This window comes from Enterococcus sp. DIV0756 (assembly GCF_051710745.1).
Lineage (GTDB): Bacteria > Bacillota > Bacilli > Lactobacillales > Enterococcaceae > Enterococcus_A.
On record NZ_JBIOLF010000001.1, the window covers coordinates 1,934,788 to 1,952,834 of the forward strand.

General features: G+C 40.5%; 15 protein-coding genes and 1 tRNA gene. 6 read left to right on the plus strand and 10 right to left on the minus strand.

The features are described 5' to 3' along the window. Nucleotides 1-97: 97 nt before the first annotated feature. A complete protein-coding gene (tuf, locus tag IGI44_RS09335; protein ID WP_438787489.1) occupies nt 98-1,285 on the minus strand; it encodes an elongation factor Tu in 1,188 nt (395 codons plus the stop codon). 334 nt (nt 1,286-1,619) lie between these two features. Between tuf and IGI44_RS09340 the strand changes: the two genes are divergently transcribed. The 3 genes from IGI44_RS09340 to IGI44_RS09350 are packed head-to-tail and all read left to right on the plus strand — an operon-like array spanning nt 1,620 to nt 3,293. Further along, nucleotides 1,620-1,895, plus strand: a complete 276-nt coding sequence (locus tag IGI44_RS09340) for a hypothetical protein (protein ID WP_438787490.1) — start codon at nt 1,620-1,622, stop codon at nt 1,893-1,895. A gap of 1 nt (nt 1,896) precedes the next feature. Then, complete coding sequence (locus tag IGI44_RS09345) at nt 1,897-2,535, plus strand: ABC transporter ATP-binding protein (RefSeq protein WP_438787491.1); 639 nt, start codon at nt 1,897-1,899, stop codon at nt 2,533-2,535. Beyond that, entirely contained in the window at nt 2,532-3,293 is a 762-nt protein-coding gene (locus tag IGI44_RS09350) for an ABC transporter permease (RefSeq protein WP_438787492.1), read from the plus strand. Before IGI44_RS09345 ends, IGI44_RS09350 begins: the two co-directional genes overlap by 4 nt. 46 nt (nt 3,294-3,339) lie before the next feature. Here the strand turns inward: IGI44_RS09350 and ilvA are convergent, their stop codons facing one another. From ilvA to IGI44_RS09385, 7 genes are all read right to left on the minus strand, one after another. Then, on the minus strand, nt 3,340-4,596 hold the full coding sequence (gene ilvA, locus IGI44_RS09355) for a threonine ammonia-lyase IlvA (protein WP_438787493.1): 1,257 nt from the start codon (nt 4,594-4,596) through the stop codon (nt 3,340-3,342). Nucleotides 4,597-4,610: 14 nt separating this feature from the next. Next, on the minus strand, nt 4,611-5,606 hold the full coding sequence (gene ilvC, locus IGI44_RS09360) for a ketol-acid reductoisomerase (protein WP_438787494.1): 996 nt from the start codon (nt 5,604-5,606) through the stop codon (nt 4,611-4,613). 60 nt (nt 5,607-5,666) lie between these two features. After that, entirely contained in the window at nt 5,667-6,143 is a 477-nt protein-coding gene (gene ilvN / locus IGI44_RS09365) for an acetolactate synthase small subunit (protein ID WP_016179202.1), read from the minus strand. A 1-nt stretch (nt 6,144) separates the two neighbouring features. After that, nucleotides 6,145-7,842: a biosynthetic-type acetolactate synthase large subunit gene (gene ilvB, locus IGI44_RS09370; protein WP_438788956.1), complete on the minus strand. Its 1,698-nt coding sequence runs from the start codon at nt 7,840-7,842 to the stop codon at nt 6,145-6,147. 158 nt (nt 7,843-8,000) lie between these two features. Continuing rightward, nucleotides 8,001-9,683, minus strand: coding sequence for a dihydroxy-acid dehydratase (gene ilvD, locus IGI44_RS09375; protein WP_438787495.1), 1,683 nt, complete (start codon nt 9,681-9,683; stop codon nt 8,001-8,003). A gap of 611 nt (nt 9,684-10,294) precedes the next feature. Further along, nucleotides 10,295-12,100, minus strand: a complete 1,806-nt coding sequence (locus IGI44_RS09380) for an ABC transporter ATP-binding protein (RefSeq protein ID WP_438787496.1) — start codon at nt 12,098-12,100, stop codon at nt 10,295-10,297. Beyond that, nucleotides 12,081-13,823, minus strand: a complete 1,743-nt coding sequence (locus tag IGI44_RS09385) for an ABC transporter ATP-binding protein (protein ID WP_438787497.1) — start codon at nt 13,821-13,823, stop codon at nt 12,081-12,083. The genes IGI44_RS09380 and IGI44_RS09385 overlap by 20 nt, the downstream gene beginning before the upstream one ends. Nucleotides 13,824-13,900: 77 nt before the next feature. Between IGI44_RS09385 and IGI44_RS09390 the strand changes: the two genes are divergently transcribed. Together IGI44_RS09390 and IGI44_RS09395 are read left to right on the plus strand one after the other, a co-directional pair. Continuing rightward, nucleotides 13,901-14,749: a MerR family transcriptional regulator gene (locus tag IGI44_RS09390; protein ID WP_438787498.1), complete on the plus strand. Its 849-nt coding sequence runs from the start codon at nt 13,901-13,903 to the stop codon at nt 14,747-14,749. Between the two features lie 364 nt (nt 14,750-15,113). Next, nucleotides 15,114-16,280: an RtcB family protein gene (locus IGI44_RS09395; RefSeq protein ID WP_438787499.1), complete on the plus strand. Its 1,167-nt coding sequence runs from the start codon at nt 15,114-15,116 to the stop codon at nt 16,278-16,280. A gap of 85 nt (nt 16,281-16,365) precedes the next feature. Here the strand turns inward: IGI44_RS09395 and IGI44_RS09400 are convergent, their stop codons facing one another. Then, entirely contained in the window at nt 16,366-16,881 is a 516-nt protein-coding gene (locus IGI44_RS09400) for an isochorismatase family cysteine hydrolase (protein WP_438787500.1), read from the minus strand. 253 nt (nt 16,882-17,134) lie between these two features. Between IGI44_RS09400 and IGI44_RS09405 the strand changes: the two genes are divergently transcribed. Next, nucleotides 17,135-17,551, plus strand: a complete 417-nt coding sequence (locus IGI44_RS09405; protein ID WP_438787501.1) for a GNAT family N-acetyltransferase — start codon at nt 17,135-17,137, stop codon at nt 17,549-17,551. Nucleotides 17,552-17,640: 89 nt separating this feature from the next. Here IGI44_RS09405 and IGI44_RS09410 read toward each other — a convergent pair. Further along, nucleotides 17,641-17,713 (minus strand) — tRNA-His (locus IGI44_RS09410). Nucleotides 17,714-18,047: the final 334 nt, after the last annotated feature.

Below are 18,047 nucleotides of genomic sequence, written 5' to 3' on the forward strand. Positions count from 1 at the left end.
GTTTAGAAATATCATAGCAATCAACTAAAATCGTTGCAAGTTGTGTAAGGACACAAAAAACACGCAACGACTAGCGTTGCGTGTTAATCAATTCTATTTATGCTTCGATTTCAGTTACGATACCTGAACCAACAGTACGTCCACCTTCACGAATAGAGAAAGTTGTTCCTTGCTCAACAGCGATTGGGTGAATCAACTCAACGTCGATTGTAACGTTATCGCCAGGCATAACCATTTCAGTTCCTTCTGGCAATGCGATGTTTCCGGTAACGTCAGTTGTACGGAAGTAGAATTGAGGACGATAGTTATTGAAGAATGGTGTATGACGTCCACCTTCTTCTTTCGTCAATACATAAACTTCTGCACTGAATTTTGTATGTGGTGTAATTGAACCTGGTTTAGCTAAGACTTGACCACGTTCGATTTCATCACGTGTGATCCCACGTAATAGAACCCCAACGTTATCGCCAGCTTCACCATAATCCAATGTTTTACGGAACATTTCAAGTCCTGTTACGACCGCTTTTTGAACTTCAGGTTTAATCCCGATGATCTCCACTTCGTCACCGACTTTAACTTCACCACGATCGATACGACCAGAAGCTACAGTTCCACGACCAGTGATAGAAAATACGTCTTCGACTGGTAACAAGAATGGTTTGTCAGTGTCACGTTCTGGCGTTGGGATGTATTCGTCAACTGTATCCATTAAATCAAGGATTACTTGTTCTTGTTCAGGATCGCCTTCTAAAGCTTTCAAAGCAGAACCTTTAAGAACTGGAATATCATCGCCAGGGAAACCATATTCAGAAAGTAATTCACGGACTTCCATTTCCACTAGATCAATTAATTCTTCATCGTCGACTAAGTCAACTTTGTTTAAGAATACGATTAAATGTTTAACACCCACTTGGCGTGATAACAAAATATGTTCACGTGTTTGCGGCATTGGGCCATCAGTAGCTGATACTACTAGGATTGCACCGTCCATTTGAGCAGCACCGGTGATCATGTTTTTCACATAGTCCGCGTGTCCTGGAGCATCAATATGAGCATAGTGACGTTTTTCAGTTTCATATTCAACGTGCGCAGTGTTGATGGTGATTCCACGTTCACGTTCTTCGGGTGCAGCATCGATACTAGCGTAGTCTTGAGGGTTTGCTAGACCTTTCTTACCTAATACCGTTGTGATTGCTGCCGTTAAAGTTGTTTTCCCATGGTCGACGTGACCGATGGTACCAATATTAACGTGTGGTTTACTTCTATCGTAATGTTCTTTTGCCATAATAAACAAACCTCCTAATAAGTGTAAAAATTCTTACGGATATAGTGTAAAACATTTTGGGTTAAATGAAAAAGATTTACACTTATTTACTTTTTGTAAGTAACTATCCGAGATCATAATACATCAGAATTGGTCAAACTCCAAATAATATGTTTTGTCATTCTCATACATGAAACAATTTTGAAAAAATTTCTGTAATTTTAGCGGTTTCAGCAAAATCAGTAGGCTATAATAGAGATGAATAAGTGTACATAAGTAAAAAATATTGGTTTAATAGGATTGGATTTTTTTGATGATGAGGTTTTGAAGACCGAATAAAACTGGAGGGATTTTCATGCAAGACTTTCAAGAAAAAATTTCTCAGCTTCCAGCTGATATAAAAAGGGCATGGAGCGTTGGGTTTGTTTTTGTTAAAGAAAATGAGCATTTTTGGCACTTTCCCGCTCGACAATGGACGGAGCAACAAATTCAAGACTATTTCTTGGAACGTTATGGTAAAACAAGCAAGTTTACTCTTTACCCTGAATTGGGGATAAAGCAACTCGTTGTAACTGACATGCCTTCACTTTTTGTTATAATTCCATATGATCCGAGAAAGGAAAAAAAATAATATGACGTTACTAGAACTAAATTCTGTTAGTTACCAAAGCGATCAACGAATGATTTTGGATCAAATTTCATTGACCGTAGAGCAAGGAGCATTTTTGACAATCACAGGACCCTCTGGCGGTGGAAAAAGTACATTGCTCCGACTAGTTGCTTCTTTATTGACCCCAACTAGTGGAGAAATTCTTTTTCAGGGAAAAGCACAGCAATCCTATGAATACACAGAATATCGCCAACAGGTTTCTTATTGCTTTCAACAGCCCTCCCTATTTGGTGAAACTGTTCTGGATAATTTAACGTTGCCTTATACCATTAGAGAACTTACTCCTGATCAAACACAGATGCTGGAACATCTCCAAATGGTAGATCTGCCAAAAGAATATTTGACAAAAAATATCTCGGAATTATCAGGCGGTGAGCGGCAACGAGTAGCTCTGATTCGAAATATTTTATTTTTACCACAGATTTTGCTGTTAGATGAGGTGACAACGGGACTTGATGAACAAACAAAAACGGTTATTCATCGATTGATCAAAGATATCCAGCAAAAAGGCTGTACGATCTTACAGGTGACTCATGATGAAGCAGAGATTCAAGCAGCAGAAAAATTACTGATTATCCAAGGAGGAAAACTCAAACAATGAATCAATTAGCCGTAAATGACCTTTCATTAGTTTTGGCTTTTGCATTGGTACTGATTGCTGTTGCCATCAGTACGAAGGAAAAACTAAATCTTTCCAAAGACATTTTTTTTAGTATTATTCGTGCTATCATACAACTAGTTATTGTCGGGTATTTATTGAAATACATTTTCCAGGTCAATAACAATTTTTTAACGATTGCAATGAGTCTCTTTATTGTGTTTAACGCTGCTTGGAATGCCCACAAGAGAAATCCCAGTCTTCATAAAAAATATCTTCATTCATTAGCAGCAATTTTTATTAGCACTTATATTACTCTTGGCGTGTTGATTTTCGCTGGAGCTATTAAATTTATTCCCTCTCAAATCGTTCCTATCACTGGAATGATCGCTAGTAATTCAATGGTAGCAATCGGGTTATGCTATAGAGCGTTGAACACTCAGTTTCATGATTTGAGACAACAGGTGTTAGAGAAATTGGCTCTCGGTGCTTCAATCAAATTAGCTTCTAAGCCGATCCTGCAACAAAGTATTAAAACCGCTATGCAGCCTACTATTGATTCTGCTAAAACAGTTGGTCTGGTCAGTTTGCCAGGGATGATGTCTGGCTTGATTTTCGCTGGATTAGATCCTGTTCACGCCATCAAATATCAAATTATGGTTACTTTCATGTTATTGTCAGCGACTAGCCTCGGATCAATCATCGGTGGTTACACGGCCTATAAGAACTATTTCAACGCAAATCATCAATTGACGCTATAAAAAAAGGGAACTCAGAAAATGACTTTTCGAGTTCCCTTTTTTCTATTTAAACTAATAAATTGTAGAGCGTTTTGTTTTGGCTTAATTCAATGTAGGTCGAATCAAACTCCTTTAATCGCTTCAATAATTCCGGTAAAGTTTCAGGTTTTTTCAATAGCACACCGATCACTACAGGCCCCGTTCCACGATTGCTCTTCTTTGTGTATTCGAAGCGCGTAATATCATCGCCTTCACCTAAGACTTCTGAAACGAACTCCTTCAACGCTCCTGGACGTTGCGGAAAATTCACGACAAAGTAATGCTTCAGCCCTTCATAAATCAACGAACGCTCTTCGATCTCAGCCATTCGATTGATGTCGTTGTTGCCCCCGCTGATCACACAGATTACTGTTTTTCCCTTAATCTTGTTTTTCATCAGATCCAAAGCAGCTACGCTCATTGCACCGGCTGGCTCGACCACGATTGCTTGTTTGCCGTATAAGTCTAAAATCGTAGAACAGATTAACCCTTCATCAACAGACATTAACTCATCCACGTATTCCTTACTATGAGAATACGTAATTTCGCCAACAAGCTGTACGGCAGCGCCATCAACGAATTTGTCGATCTCAGTCAGCTTGACTGGGTGCTCCTCCTCAAAGGCCGCTTGCATTGAAGCTGCCCCTTTAGGCTCAACACCAATAACTTTGGTTGTTGGGGAGGTGTTTTTCACGTAAGAGGCCACTCCACTGATCAACCCGCCGCCGCCAATCGCAGTAATCACATAATCCGGCTTGTAGCCTTCACTTTCTGCGTCCGTCATCATTTCTAGAGCAAGTGTTCCTTGACCGGCTATGATGTTCTTATCATTAAAAGGATCAATAAAGGTCATACCGTGTTCTTCGCAGTATTTTCTTGCGGCAGCGGCAGAAGCGTCAAAGGTATCGCCAACTAAATGAATATCCGCAAATTCACCACCAAAGAATTTTACTTGAGAAACTTTTTGCTGGGGTGTGGTGGTAGGCATAAAAATTGCTGCCTTTGTCTTTAATTCATGACACGTATAAGCAACTCCTTGTGCGTGATTTCCCGCACTCGCACAGACCACACCCTTTTTCAACTCTGCTTCTGGAAGTTTCTTAATGGCATAATAAGCCCCACGTAATTTAAATGAACGAACCTTTTGCAGGTCTTCTCGTTTTAATAAAACAGTTGCCTGGTATTTTTCAGATAAATAACGATCATATTGTAACGGCGTGTGGTTAACAGAGTCTTTCAATAATTGATAGGCACTGCGAACCTCAGTATCTTTGATCAATTCCATCGCTGCATCCCCCATTAATCTTTACGACTTACAAAAGGCATCATTTTACGTAATTCGCCGCCCACTTTTTCAATTTGATGTCCAGCGCTTTCTTCACGCATTTTCTTGAATTCTGGGAAGCCATTTTTATTGTCATCAATGAAGCCTTTGGCAAACTTGCCATTTTGGATATCAGTCAAGACTTCCTTCATGCCAGCTTTGGCTTGTTCAGTAATTACCCGCGGTCCAGAAACGTAATCGCCGTATTCCGCAGTATTAGAGATCGAATTACGCATTTTCGCAAAGCCACCTTCATAAATCAAATCAACGATTAATTTGATTTCATGGCACACTTCGAAATAAGCCAATTCTGGCTGATAGCCTGCTTCAACTAGTGTTTCAAAGCCTGCTTCGATCATACTTGTTAAGCCGCCGCAAAGCACTGCCTGTTCGCCGAACAAATCAGTTTCAGTTTCTTCCTTAAAGGTTGTTTCCAAGACACCTACTCGTGTAGCGCCAATACCTTTCGCATAAGATAACGCCAATTCTTGAGCAGTTCCTGTTGCATCTTGATGAACAGCAAACAATGCTGGTACTGCAAAGCCTTCCGTAAAGGTACGACGAACTAAATGACCGGGACCTTTTGGAGCTACTAAGAAAACATCCACATTTGCCGGTGGATTGATAACATCGAAATGAATATTAAAGCCATGAGCGAAAACTAACGCATCGCCGTCTGCTAAGTTTGGTGCAATTTCATTGTCGTATAGCGTACCTTGAATTTCATCTGGAGCTAAAATCATGACTACTTCGGCTTTTTTTGTTGCTTCAGCTACAGGCAACACATCAAACCCATCTTCACGAGCAGCCTCAGCGGATTTTCCTTCTCGTATACCGATCACAACTTGGTGACCTGTGTCACGTAGATTTTGTGCATGAGCATGTCCTTGAGAACCATAGCCCACCACAGCAATTGTTTTTCCTTCTAAAGCATCCTTCGCTACTGCATCATCATAATAAACTTTAACCATAATTTTTCCTCCAATTTTTATAAACTATATTAATAACAAAATTAAGTATAAATTTTGCGTTTAACCTCTGCTAAATCCGGTGACACCGGTTCGGGCCAATTGTTTGATTCCATAAGGTCGCAGGACATCAATACACGCATTAACCTTTTCTGTAGAACCAGCAACCTGCACCACAATCGTTTTCAATCCGACATCTACAACATCCGCCCGAAATGGATCGATCATTGCTTGAATCTCAGAACGTGTAGCAGCTGGAGCACTGACTTTGATCAATGCCAACTCCCGTTCCAAATGCGGCTCATCGGTTACATCAGAAACCTTTACCACGTCGATTTGCTTGTTTAATTGTTTGGTCACTTGTTCAACATCCGCTAACGTGTCGGCTTGAATAATAATCGTCATACGAGATTCGCCGTCTCTTTCTGTCCGGCCGACCGAAACACTGTCCATATTTACTTGCCGACGATTCAAAACACTCGTGATTCGACTTAACACCCCTGCTTGGTCATGGACCATTGCTGTAATCATCCGTCTCATTTTAATCAACTCCCAACATCTGATCATTCGGCATACCAGCCGGAATCATTGGTAATACATGTTCTTTGTTGCAGATCATGACTTCAATCAACATTGGTCCTGGTGTAGCGAACGCCTCCTGCAATTCTTTTTCTAAAGTTGCGGGGCTAGTTATTTTCTTACTACCGATCCCATAGGCTTCAGCTAATTTCATAAAGTCCGGCTGCTCATGGAAAACGGATTGCGAGCGACGTTCATTGTAAAATTTCTCCTGCCACTGTCGCACCATCCCAAGTGATTGGTTGTTTAGTAAAACGAACTTAATATCGAGATTATTTTGATTCAAAATCGCCAATTCCTGATTTGTCATTTGGAATCCGCCATCTCCAACAAACACAACCACAGATTCATTTGGTTTTCCGAATTTTGTTCCAATACCTGCTGGAATACCATAGCCCATTGTTCCCAAACCACCGCTCGTAATCAACTGTTTAGGGAATTGGAAAGGATAGTATTGCGCTACCCACATTTGATGCTGCCCAACGTCGGTAACAACGTAAGACTTTCCTTCTGTGATACGACCGATGATCTCAATTACCTCTTGTGGTTTGATATTTTTTTCATCCCATTCATATTTCAATGGGTACTTTTGTTGCCGTGCTTTACAAACCATCCGCCACTCTTCGCAATCAGGAGCATCGATTTCAATACTCAGCATTTGCTGAAGGGCCACTTTAGCATCCCCAACAATCGGAATATCTGTTCGAATGATCTTGCCAATCTCGACTGGATCAACATCAATATGAGCGACTTTCGCGTTAGGAGCAAAGGCTTCTGGTGAACAAGCAAGTCGATCATCAAAACGACTGCCAATATTAATTAAAAGATCTGTTTCCATCATCGCCATATTAGCAGCATAAGTGCCGTGCATTCCACCCATCCCTAAGAAATATGGATGGTCCTGCGGCAACAAACCGAGCCCTAACAAGGTAGACACCGTTGGCAGCTGATATTTTTCAACAAACTGTCGTAATTCTTCCCCACCATTCGCAGCAACCACCCCACCGCCAACTAAAACGATTGGTTTTTTAGCTTTTTTTAGTAGGTTCATTAGGCGTTCAATTTGTAAAATCGATGGTGTTACAGTCGGCTGATAGCTCTCCAGACGAACAACCTCATCAATTTTTGGATTAGCCTTCAAGTTCATGATGTCCTTTGGCAGGTCAATCAAAACAGGCCCTTTTCTGCCAGTTGTCGCGATGTGGAAGGCTTCATTGACGATTCGTGGAAGCTCCTCAATATCCCGAACTTGATAATTGTTCTTGGTAATCGGTACAGTAATTCCTAACATATCGGCTTCTTGAAAAGCATCCTTCCCAATTCCCGGTGTAGTTACTTGTCCAGTGATGACAACTAACGGCACGGAATCGATCATGGCATCGGCGATTCCAGTCACTACATTGGTTGCTCCAGGTCCGCTGGTAACAATCACGACTCCGGGATTTCCGGTAGCTTTCGCATAGCCTTCCGCTGCATGAACGGCGCCTTGTTCATGACGCGTTAAAATATTTGGGATTGGTTCATCATAAAGTGAGTCATATAATGGTAGAACAGAACCTCCAGGATACCCAAAAATCAATTCAACCCCTTGATTTTCCAAACATTTGATTAATAAATCTGCCCCTGAATAAAGGCGCTCAGCTTCCGGTTTTGGTTTCATCTCTTCCACCCCCATTCCTCCTTATCCTTACTAGTGAATTTATTTTTTCAGAAAAATAAGCTCGTTAGCAACTTGCTTCTTAAACTTACCTTCCTTAGTTCCTCCTTGTGACTATGTCCTTCACTTAATTACTATCAGTGAAACATTCACCCTCATTTTTAATCTTCTGGCAGCTTCATAACACCGCCGGTATGTGCCGAGGTAACCATTGCTGAGTAACGAGCCAGCCAACCTTTTTTGACTTTCGGCTGGAACTTTTCTAAATGTTCTTTCCGTTTCGCCAACTCTTCTTCTGGCACATCCACATTCAATGTTCGATTCGTTAAATCAATCGTGATTTCATCACCATCCTGAACAAGGGCGATTGGTCCGCCAGCGGCTGCCTCCGGTGAGATATGACCTACAGCGATTCCACGAGTGGCTCCAGAAAAACGACCGTCTGTAATTAGTGCCACATCTTTTCCTAAGCCGCGACCAACGATACTTGAAGTTGGTGCCAGCATTTCCGGCATCCCCGGTCCGCCTTTTGGTCCTTCGTAGCGAATAACTACCACATGCCCTTTAGTGACGGTATGGTTATCGATTGCTTCAACTGCTTCATCATGAGAGGCAAAGCAAATCGCCTTTCCTTTAAAGACTTTAATACTTGGATCAACACCGCCGACTTTGATGACACTGCCTTCTGGTGCGATATTCCCGTAAAGGATGGATAGACCACCCACTGGACTGTAAGGTGCTGTTTTTGGATGAATGACTTCTTCATTCATGATCTTAGCTGAAGCGACATTTTCACGGAGTGTCTTGCCCGTGACGGTAATACGATCTGAATGGATTGCCCCGTCAATTGAGACTAGTTCATTGATAATCGCTGGGACACCACCTGCTTCATGAACATCGTGCATTGAATAACTGGACGAAGGAGCAATTTTAGATAGATATGGAACTCTTTTGGCAATCTCGTTGATATCTGATTGATCATAATCAATCTCTGCTTCATTAGCGATTGCTAATGTATGAAGGACTGTATTGGTTGAACCGCCCATCGCCATGTCTAAGGCAAAGGCATCATCAATCGCTTCCTTTGTTACGATATCTCTTGGTTTAATCTGATTTTTTACTAGCTCCATCAAATGCTTCGCTGATTCTCGTACCAACTCTCGTCGTTCATCAGAAACAGCTAGAACCGTTCCATTACCAGGTAAAGCTAATCCTAGCATTTCCAACAAGCAGTTCATCGAGTTTGCTGTAAACATCCCAGCACAGGAACCGCAAGTAGGACAGGCATTTTGTTCCATAAATAGGAAGTCTTCTTTTGTCATTTTGCCCTCTTTGAAAGTTCCTACTGCCTCAAACATTGAAGAAAGCGTTGTTTGATGTCCTAACGGATCGATCCCAGCCTTCATTGGACCGCCTGAACAAAAGATTGAAGGAACATTGGTCCGGACAGCCGCCATAATCATCCCCGGTGTGATCTTGTCACAGTTAGGAATGTAGAAAACGCCGTCAAACCAGTGAGCATTGATTACTGTTTCTGCTGCATCAGCGATTAATTCACGACTTGGCAACGAATAGCGCATTCCGATATGACCCATCGCAATCCCGTCATCCACACCAATCGTATTAAATTCAAAAGGGATTCCCCCTGCTTCACGAATAGCTTCTTTCGCTACATCAGCTAGTTCTCGCAGGTGGACGTGCCCCGGTACAATATCGATATAAGAATTACAAATGGCAATAAACGGTTTATCCATATCATGGATATTTTTTACTTGGCCAGTCGCATATAATAAACTTCTAGCCGGTGCTGCATCAATTCCTTTTTTAATCTGATCACTTCTCATAGTCACATCTCCCTGCTCTTAGCTAACACATTTTTAATGAGGTTCATTTTTCATACGCATATCAGTGTATTAAGTTCTTGGCTTGATCGTTTGCTATCCATCACTAGTGTTACTCTTTCACTGAATAAACTGCGAAAAGTACAACTGACAAAAAGAGCATCCCATCAATAAATGGGATGCTCTTGCAAGAACCCCATTTGTAACGCAAACAGGACTCAAACAAACGGTTAATACTTCTTCCGTGTTCTAAGTCCTGGACTCAATAATTAATAAGACGATGCCATCGAAATTATTGTATTTACTCTTGCGCATAAAAATCGGCTCCTCATTTTTCTAATAATATCTTAATCATTTTTTTATACTATACAGTTCATAAGATTAAAAGTCAATGAATTTTCAGAATATTTTCTAACTTAGTAACTTTTTGGTTCTTTTATCGAATCGCTTCAACGTCAAAGAATTGCTTGTTAGATTTGTTCTCGTAGGTCCTCACGAAACTTTGCAAACGCAAAGTAGATAAATTTTCAATAAAAGTGCCACTAGCAACCACTTCATCCTTCTAATCTATTTTCTTCATTTATTAAAAATAAGCTCAACGAAAATCGTTGAGCTTATCCAGCGAACTGACTATTGTATAAGTTTGCGTAGAAGTCGCCTTTCTCCATTAAGCTGCGGTGACTTCCCTGTTCAATGATGGCCCCATCCTTCATTACTAAAATCAAATCAGCATTTTTGATGGTAGACAAACGATGAGCAATGACAAAGCTGGTCCGTTCTGCGGTTAATTGATCCATCGCCTGTTGAATCATCCCTTCTGTTCGCGTGTCTACACTTGATGTTGCCTCATCTAAGATCAACAATTGTGGATTTGCTAGAATCGCTCGAGCAATCGTTAAAAGCTGTTGCTGTCCTTGAGAGATTTGGGTACCATCAGAAGAAATGATCGTATCATAGCCATTCGGCAACGTTCGAATAAAGTGATGACACTGTGCATCTTTCGCTGCCTGAATAATTTCCTGTCTTGTAGCGTCTGGCTTGCCATAAGCAATATTATCCGCTACCGTTCCTTCAAATAGCCACGTATCCTGCAGAACCATTCCAAATTTTTGTCGGATCGCCGCACGAGAGTAATGACTGATATTCTTACCATCTACATCAATCTGACCACCCGTTAACTCATAAAAACGCATCAATAAATTGATCATTGTTGTTTTTCCTGCTCCTGTTGGACCAACAATTGCAACCATTTGTTTCGGCTTCACCTTAAAATTGACGTCTTCCATCAACATCCGATCAGGTGTGTAACCGAATGCTACGTGCTTGAAGGCTACTTCGCCACGCACATTTTCGGGGACTGACACATTTAGTATTTCTTCTTGCTCTTCTTCCTGATCCAATAGTTCAAAAATTCGCTCTAAAGCTGCAAAAGCACTCTGCAAACTATTGATTACATAAGAAACCTGTGTGATCGGTTCCGAAACTTGGTTCACATATTGAAGATAGGCCTGCACTAACCCAATCGATAGTTGCCCGTTGATAACCATAATCCCGCCAACAACTGCACTAGTCACAAAGCCTAACTGATTAATTAAACGAATTAGCGGATTGATAGCAAAGCTGACAAACTGGGCTTTTTTGAAGGCTTGAAACTGAGCTTCATTTAATTTATCCAGCTCGTCTGCTGTTGCTTGTTGCCGATTGTAAGCTTTAATCAGCAAATTACCTGAATAATTTTCTTCTGCTTTGGTCCCCACAGCACCCAAAGCAGCCTGATTTTCAGAAAAGTACTCCTGATTTTTATGTGCTAAACGATTCGTCAAAAAGAGGCTCAGTAACAAGATGAAAACAATCCCCAATGTTAATAATGGACTCAAATAGAGCATCAACCCGAGACCTATCACGATGGATAAAATCGCCGAGATCATTTGCATCAAGCCCACCTGCAATACCTCCGAAACTTTATCCAAATCAAGTGTCGCTCTAGTTAGAATATCACCTGTCTTATAGTGATCAAAGAACTTCATTGGCAAATGGTTTAGCTTGTCTGTCAAGGTCTTTCTCAAGCGTAGCGTCAACGTTTCAGCGACACTAGCCATCGTGTATTCCTGTAAGAGAGAAAACAGCGAGACGCCGCCCCACGTTAAGAAAAGCCAGAGCACAGGCTGAAAAAGCGCGGTAAATAAATTTTCCATCGTTACTTGTTTTGTTCGAACCAATGTAATGATCGTGTCTAATCCCCAGCCCAGAATCAATGGAGTGATCGCCATCAATGTCGCAAAACAGATAGCTGACGTAATAATGATTGCGAATCGACCTTTTTGCTCTGTTAGTAATTTAAATAGTCGCATTCCCGTTTTTTTAAATTCCTTTGGTGTTTCTGTATCGAGCTTTTTTTCATCAACTTGCTTGATGCTCATGCTTCTTCTCCTCCATTCCTTGAGATTTTGCAAATTCTTGATAAACTTTGCACGTACGAAGTAACTCCTCGTGCGTTCCTTTACCAACGATTTTTCCTTCCTCTAAAACAATAATTTGGTCTGCATCCTTGATTGTCGAAAGGCGTTGTGCAACAATCACGATCGCAGCATCCTTTAAATAGCTCTTTAAGGCTTTTCGTAATTTCGCATCTGTCTGATAATCCAGAGCCGAAAAACTATCATCAAAGAAATACAAATCAGCCGGCTTAATCAACGCTCTGGCAATACTCAACCGCTGCTTCTGTCCGCCTGAGAAGTTATTGCCTTTTTGGGCAACGAACGCATCGAATTGTCCGTCTAAATTGGCAATAAACTCTTCGGCCTGTGCCACTTTAGCTGCTTGTTTCATCTCTTCCTCTGTTGCATGAGGCTTTCCGAAAAGAAAGTTGTCCCTAACTGTCCCGCTAAATAGGAAAGCCTTCTGCGGAACATAACTAATCCGCTCTCTTAACGCTTCTTGGGTCATGTTCTGGATCGCTTCTCCTCGGAAACGGATTTCTCCTTTGGTTGTATCTCTAAGACGCAACAAGGCTTTAGCAATCGTGCTCTTGCCAGATCCGGTTCCTCCAACAATTGCGGTGACTCCTTTAGGAATATCAAAACTGATATTGGACAAGACTGACTCTTCCGCTCCACTGTAGGCAAAATCTACCTGATCAAAAACAGCAATCGGTGCATTCTCCTTTAATTCAAAAACGACTTTTGGACCATCGATAATTTCCTCTTGCGTATCCAAGACTTCGCCGATTCGCTCTAATGAAGCCAACGCTTTGGGGATCATTACAATCACCATAGCCGCCATCGTCAAGAACCAAAGACTTAATATCGTGTATTCGCTGATAGCTGTTAAACTGCCGATAGGTACGCTGCCTTGAAGAACCATGACTCCGCCAAATGCCAAAACAGCTGTCATTCCAATTCCCATCACTAAGTTTACTGTCGGATTCAGAACTGCAAATAATTTATTGACTCGAATCATCACCTCAGCATAATTGCTGAAGGTTTTGTCCGTACGTTGCTTTTCAAAATTTGTCTTATTGAACGCGCGAATCACTCGAACTCCTGTATAGAATTCCCTTAAAATTTGCATCATTTTATCCATTCGCTGTTGCATCACATCTGCCAACGGAACCGCCTTTTTAATGACAGCAAACGAAACGATTGAAAACAGGACGATTGAGGCGATTGGAATCCAAACAAACCGCCATGAAATGGCCCCGGTTAATACAATCGATGCCAAACAGATTAGCGGTGCTGGAATAATCATTTGAAAAACCATCATCATAATCTGTTGAATGTTGGTAATATCGCTCGTCGTTCTGGCCAATAGTGTCGGTGTCCCGAATTCATCCATATCCGCCATTGACAAGCGCTGTGTCTTATCAACTAGTTGTTTTCGTAGGAAATACCCAAAACGGCCCGCTAAGATTGCCGAATAATAGCTAGCAATAATTGAAACGATTCCGGTTATGACCGCAATCCCCAGCATAAATACCCCATTTCGCCAAATCGCTCCTTGATCTTGAGTTAAAATACCTTCATCAATAATTTCAGCAACATAGTAAGGAATCATTAGCGTTCCAACCGCTTGCACGATCATTAAGATGAAGGTGCCTAAAAACATCCTATGATATTCTTTGAAAAAGATTTTGAATAGTTTCATCTTTTTTTCCCTCCTTCTCTTATGGTAGAATAAACTGTAACGTAACGTCACAGTCAAGCGAAAACTGAGGAGAACATATGAAAAAATATTTAACGATTAGCGAGATGGCTAAATATGCAGGAATCAGTCGTAGGACGCTGATTTACTATGATCAAATCGATCTTTTTAAGCCAGCCAAGGTTGGAGAAAATGGCTATCGCTATTATGGGATTGATCAATATTTTGAGCTCGACGTCATCCTTTTACTAAAAAATCTCGACGTTTCCTTAGAAGATATCCATATATTTTTAAAAAATCGAAATGTCGACTATGTACTGGATGGTTTTATGCGCCAGAAGCAAAAAGTTGATGAACAGATCGATCAATTAAAAGGAATTCGTGGGGCTTTGGATAGCTATATCGAGCGTTACACTACCTTGAAGAACTTTGATTTAGAATCCATCACCTATTCTTATCGTGAGGCAGAATCGTTCGTCATTTCTGATATTATCGACAGTTATGACGACATTGACTCTGTACAAGTTTATGGACGCTTTTATTCTTCTGTTGATAGCAGAGATCTTTTCAGCGGTTACCCAATCGGCTTCTTAGTGGACGGTTCCGCCTTTTATCAAGAAAACTTCCATGCTGCCCCTTACCGTGCGCTTGTAAAGATACCTGACGATCGTTTGCACATCTATGACCAGCAACGTGTCGTCAAGCGTCCTGCTGGCAATTATGTTTCTGGATTTATGAAGGATGAAATCCATCATATTAATACCTTTAACAATCGCTTTAGAAATTATTTGAGGGAAAATAACTTAGAGCCAAATGGCGATATCTGGGAATTACTCTGGCAGGATGAAACCACATCAGAACAGCCAGAAGATCAAGTGTTTGAGGTACTGATCCCAGTGAAGCGAAAAAGAGCGTCAACACAGTATTGACAGTCGATCTTGATTGATGATAGGATGAAAAAGAATTTGAAGAAGGGAGAGAGCACAATGATTAAGACAAGAAAAAACAACCATATACAATCGATTGATCTGTTTTGTTTGCTTTATTCGAACAAAGAGTCTTATTCTATGGACTCTCTGTATTCGTAAATAAAGTCTATTTGTAAAACTGTCAATCAGATGATTGACAGTTTTTTTTGCGTGTATCATTTTTTCACAATTTGAGAAGTTAATGAGTAAGAAGCATGAACAACATCAGCGGAGGTGTTTCCTATGAGTGGAAAAAGAAGAAAAAACCAAAGAATAATAATAAAGAACTGAGGAATCAGTTGATTCCTCAAAGAGAGGATTCAATATGTTAACTATTAAAGGAAAATACAATACAGCAACAGTCTATACAGATATCTTGACTGACAGTACAGTCGGTCAAATCATGACTCTTTGCAATCAAAAATTCGCGCAAGACGCTAAAATTCGGATCATGCCGGATACTCATAGCGGATCGTGCTGCGTTATTGGAACAACGATGACAATCAAAGATCAAGTCGTCCCTAACCTTGTCGGTGTAGATATCGGCTGCGGACTCAATGTAACGAAGATTAAAAAAGGTGTCAGATTAAATTTTGATAAGCTGGATCGGATCATTCGTAATCGAATTCCCAGTGGCTCCCATTCTCACGGAAAACCGCAATACCAGTTTTCTTTAGAAGATATTCAAGCACCGATTCACCGAGGGCGGGTATTACGCAGTCTAGGAACGTTAGGTGGAGGAAATCATTTTATTGAAGTCAATGAAGGCAGCGATGGATTTTATCTGGTCATTCACAGCGGCAGTCGTGTTTTAGGCAAAGAAATCGCCGAATATCATCAAGAAATAGCCTACCAAAAATTGACACAGTTGCGACAAGAAGTAAAGTTACAAGCCAAAGCAACGAATGAGCCTGATGAAAAAGCAACTTTGCTACAGCTACGAGAGGAAATGAAAGTTCCTTATGAATTATCTTATGTATCCGATCAAGAGTTGAAAAACTACTTATCAGATATGCAGATTGCTCAACATTATGCGGCACTTAATCGTCAAAGTATGGCTCAGACGATCTTAAAGGTAATGAAATGGGAAAAACAGGTGGTTGAACGTTTTGATAGCCCCCACAACTACATTGACTTAGAGCATATGATCTTGCGCAAAGGTGCCGCCTCTGCCAGAAAAGGCGAGAAAATGATCGTCCCTTTAAATATGAAGGACGGTTCTATTATCGGGATCGGAAAAGGCAATGACGAGTGGAATCAGTCTGGCCCCCATGGAGCTGGCCGGACCATGAGCCGCTCTCAGGCAAGAGCCTCGATTAGTCTAGAAAACTACCAACACATGATGCGACATGTTTGGACCACTTCTGTTTCCAAAAAGACCCTAGACGAGGCGCCCAAAGCATATAAATCAAAGAAACAACTCCTGGAAAATTTGCATGAAACAATGGAAGTAAAAGAAATCATCCGACCATTGTATAATTATAAGGGCTAATCTGAAATCTAAGAGGTTTCTAAATAAGAGCTGAAAATAAACTGGTACTGCAAGGTAACTTTTATCTTGCAGTACCAGTTTATTGTTACTCTTCCCCTATTTGCTTTATTGCGGTATAAGTGCTCAATACTTCAATGCCTGAGTTGGCTATTTTTTGATTCCACGTATCAATTACGTTACTAGCATTCTTAATAAATGTGCTATGAGCATTTGCTAATAGTTTGGTATCAAAGCCTTTTGATCTCCCCTCTAAACATGCTGCCTGCACACAGCCATTTGTAACAAACCCACATACATAGATTGTCTTTACATTCTCTTTTTCCAATAACTCTATAAAAGCTGGCTCAGCGAAAACACTACTTCTTTTTTTATCAAAAAAAATCGAAGTTTCGGGACAATTGATAGTAGAATCGAGTTTCCATGAATTTGTCCCAACGCTCAACGAAGTTTTATTTGTATGTCGAGTAAAAACGATAGTCTGCTGGGCACTTGTAAAAGAAGCAATAAGTGTGTTAATAGTTGAAATCGTTTCAGCTTTTCTGTAAATTCTATTAAGTACGCCAACCTGTCCATCTAGAATGAGTAACATTTTTTTGGTCATTTAATCCCTCCATAAATTAAGTTAGAAGTTGTTCGTATAAGTTTAAACCCTCTCATTACAAGAGAGTCAAGCAAATTAGTCTAACTTCACATATCAGAAATTTTGCAAAATTATCATAGAAACAATCAAATACCTGATTCTCTGAAATCATTATAATTTACCAGCCTGAATCTTTGCTGACTGAAGCATCAATAACTGTTATCCTTATATTATCCAATGAGTTTACAAAATATAGACTACTAAGGAGAAAAAGATGGAATTTCAAATCACAGATAAAATTGACGATAACGATAAGGCTAAAATATTAGAAAAGCTGGTAGACTTTAATCTTGCAAGAATTGAAGATAAAAATCCAAAAGAGTTAGGTATTTATCTGCGAAATAAGCAAGGAAATATAATTGCTGGACTTATGGGAGAAACACACGGTAACTGGCTTACAATAGAGTTTCTATGGGTAAATGAGGATTTGCGAGGACAATCTGTTGGAAGCCAAATTTTGGAGAAGGCTGAGTCAATAGCAAAAGAACGAGGTTGTAACTTCGTCTTTTTAGATACCTTTAGCTTTCAAGCACCGGCGTTCTACAAAAAGCATGGATACCAAGAAGCGTTTATATTAGAGGCGTATCCTCTCACTGGAAAGCGAGTTTTCTTCACAAAAATACTTAATTGAAGATGAGTGAACCAATTAGCACATTATTCCAACTACTAGCAATTTTTCTTAAAAAAAGACTCAGCAGAAATCTGCTGAGTCTTCATTAGGGCGAATGATGGGAATCGAACCCACGAGTGTCGGAGCCACAATCCGATGCGTTAACCACTTCGCCACATCCGCCATTACCCTATTTAATTTCAAATAAAAAACTAAGATGAAATAACATCTTAGCTCTTTATACCGGCGGCCGGGGTCGAACCGGCACGCCCGTGAGGGCACTGGATTTTGAGTTGGACAAAAGTGAGTTCTTTGAAATAGAAAAAGCGTTATATCACCGTTTAGGTCCGTTTTAATTTTATAAAAATAGTGATAATTTTGATGAAATGGTCCATGATTGGTCCGTATAAAGAAGCAACAGAATATGGTATGCTCTAAAAACGATATATAAATGCCAAAATGTATAACAGAAGATTTCCCTCCATTGAATTTATTACCACTGGTTATCCCCCTTCTA

Bases quoted from the DNA above. Each gene is read 5' to 3' on its own strand.
- IGI44_RS09340 (WP_438787490.1), top strand. From the start codon at position 1,620: ATGCAAGACTTTCAAGAAAAAATTTCTCAGCTTCCAGCTGATATAAAA.
- ilvN (WP_016179202.1), bottom strand. From the start codon at position 6,143: ATGAGACGGATGATTACAGCAATGGTCCATGACCAAGCAGGGGTGTTA.
- IGI44_RS09385 (WP_438787497.1), bottom strand. From the start codon at position 13,823: ATGAAACTATTCAAAATCTTTTTCAAAGAATATCATAGGATGTTTTTA.
- IGI44_RS09345 (WP_438787491.1), top strand. From the start codon at position 1,897: ATGACGTTACTAGAACTAAATTCTGTTAGTTACCAAAGCGATCAACGA.
- ilvC (WP_438787494.1), bottom strand. From the start codon at position 5,606: ATGGTTAAAGTTTATTATGATGATGCAGTAGCGAAGGATGCTTTAGAA.
- IGI44_RS09390 (WP_438787498.1), top strand. From the start codon at position 13,901: ATGAAAAAATATTTAACGATTAGCGAGATGGCTAAATATGCAGGAATC.
- ilvD (WP_438787495.1), bottom strand. From the start codon at position 9,683: ATGAGAAGTGATCAGATTAAAAAAGGAATTGATGCAGCACCGGCTAGA.
- IGI44_RS09400 (WP_438787500.1), bottom strand. From the start codon at position 16,881: ATGACCAAAAAAATGTTACTCATTCTAGATGGACAGGTTGGCGTACTT.
- tuf (WP_438787489.1), bottom strand. From the start codon at position 1,285: ATGGCAAAAGAACATTACGATAGAAGTAAACCACACGTTAATATTGGT.
- ilvB (WP_438788956.1), bottom strand. From the start codon at position 7,842: ATGAAACCAAAACCGGAAGCTGAGCGCCTTTATTCAGGGGCAGATTTA.
- IGI44_RS09350 (WP_438787492.1), top strand. From the start codon at position 2,532: ATGAATCAATTAGCCGTAAATGACCTTTCATTAGTTTTGGCTTTTGCA.
- IGI44_RS09405 (WP_438787501.1), top strand. From the start codon at position 17,135: ATGGAATTTCAAATCACAGATAAAATTGACGATAACGATAAGGCTAAA.
- IGI44_RS09395 (WP_438787499.1), top strand. From the start codon at position 15,114: ATGTTAACTATTAAAGGAAAATACAATACAGCAACAGTCTATACAGAT.
- IGI44_RS09380 (WP_438787496.1), bottom strand. From the start codon at position 12,100: ATGAGCATCAAGCAAGTTGATGAAAAAAAGCTCGATACAGAAACACCA.
- ilvA (WP_438787493.1), bottom strand. From the start codon at position 4,596: ATGGAATTGATCAAAGATACTGAGGTTCGCAGTGCCTATCAATTATTG.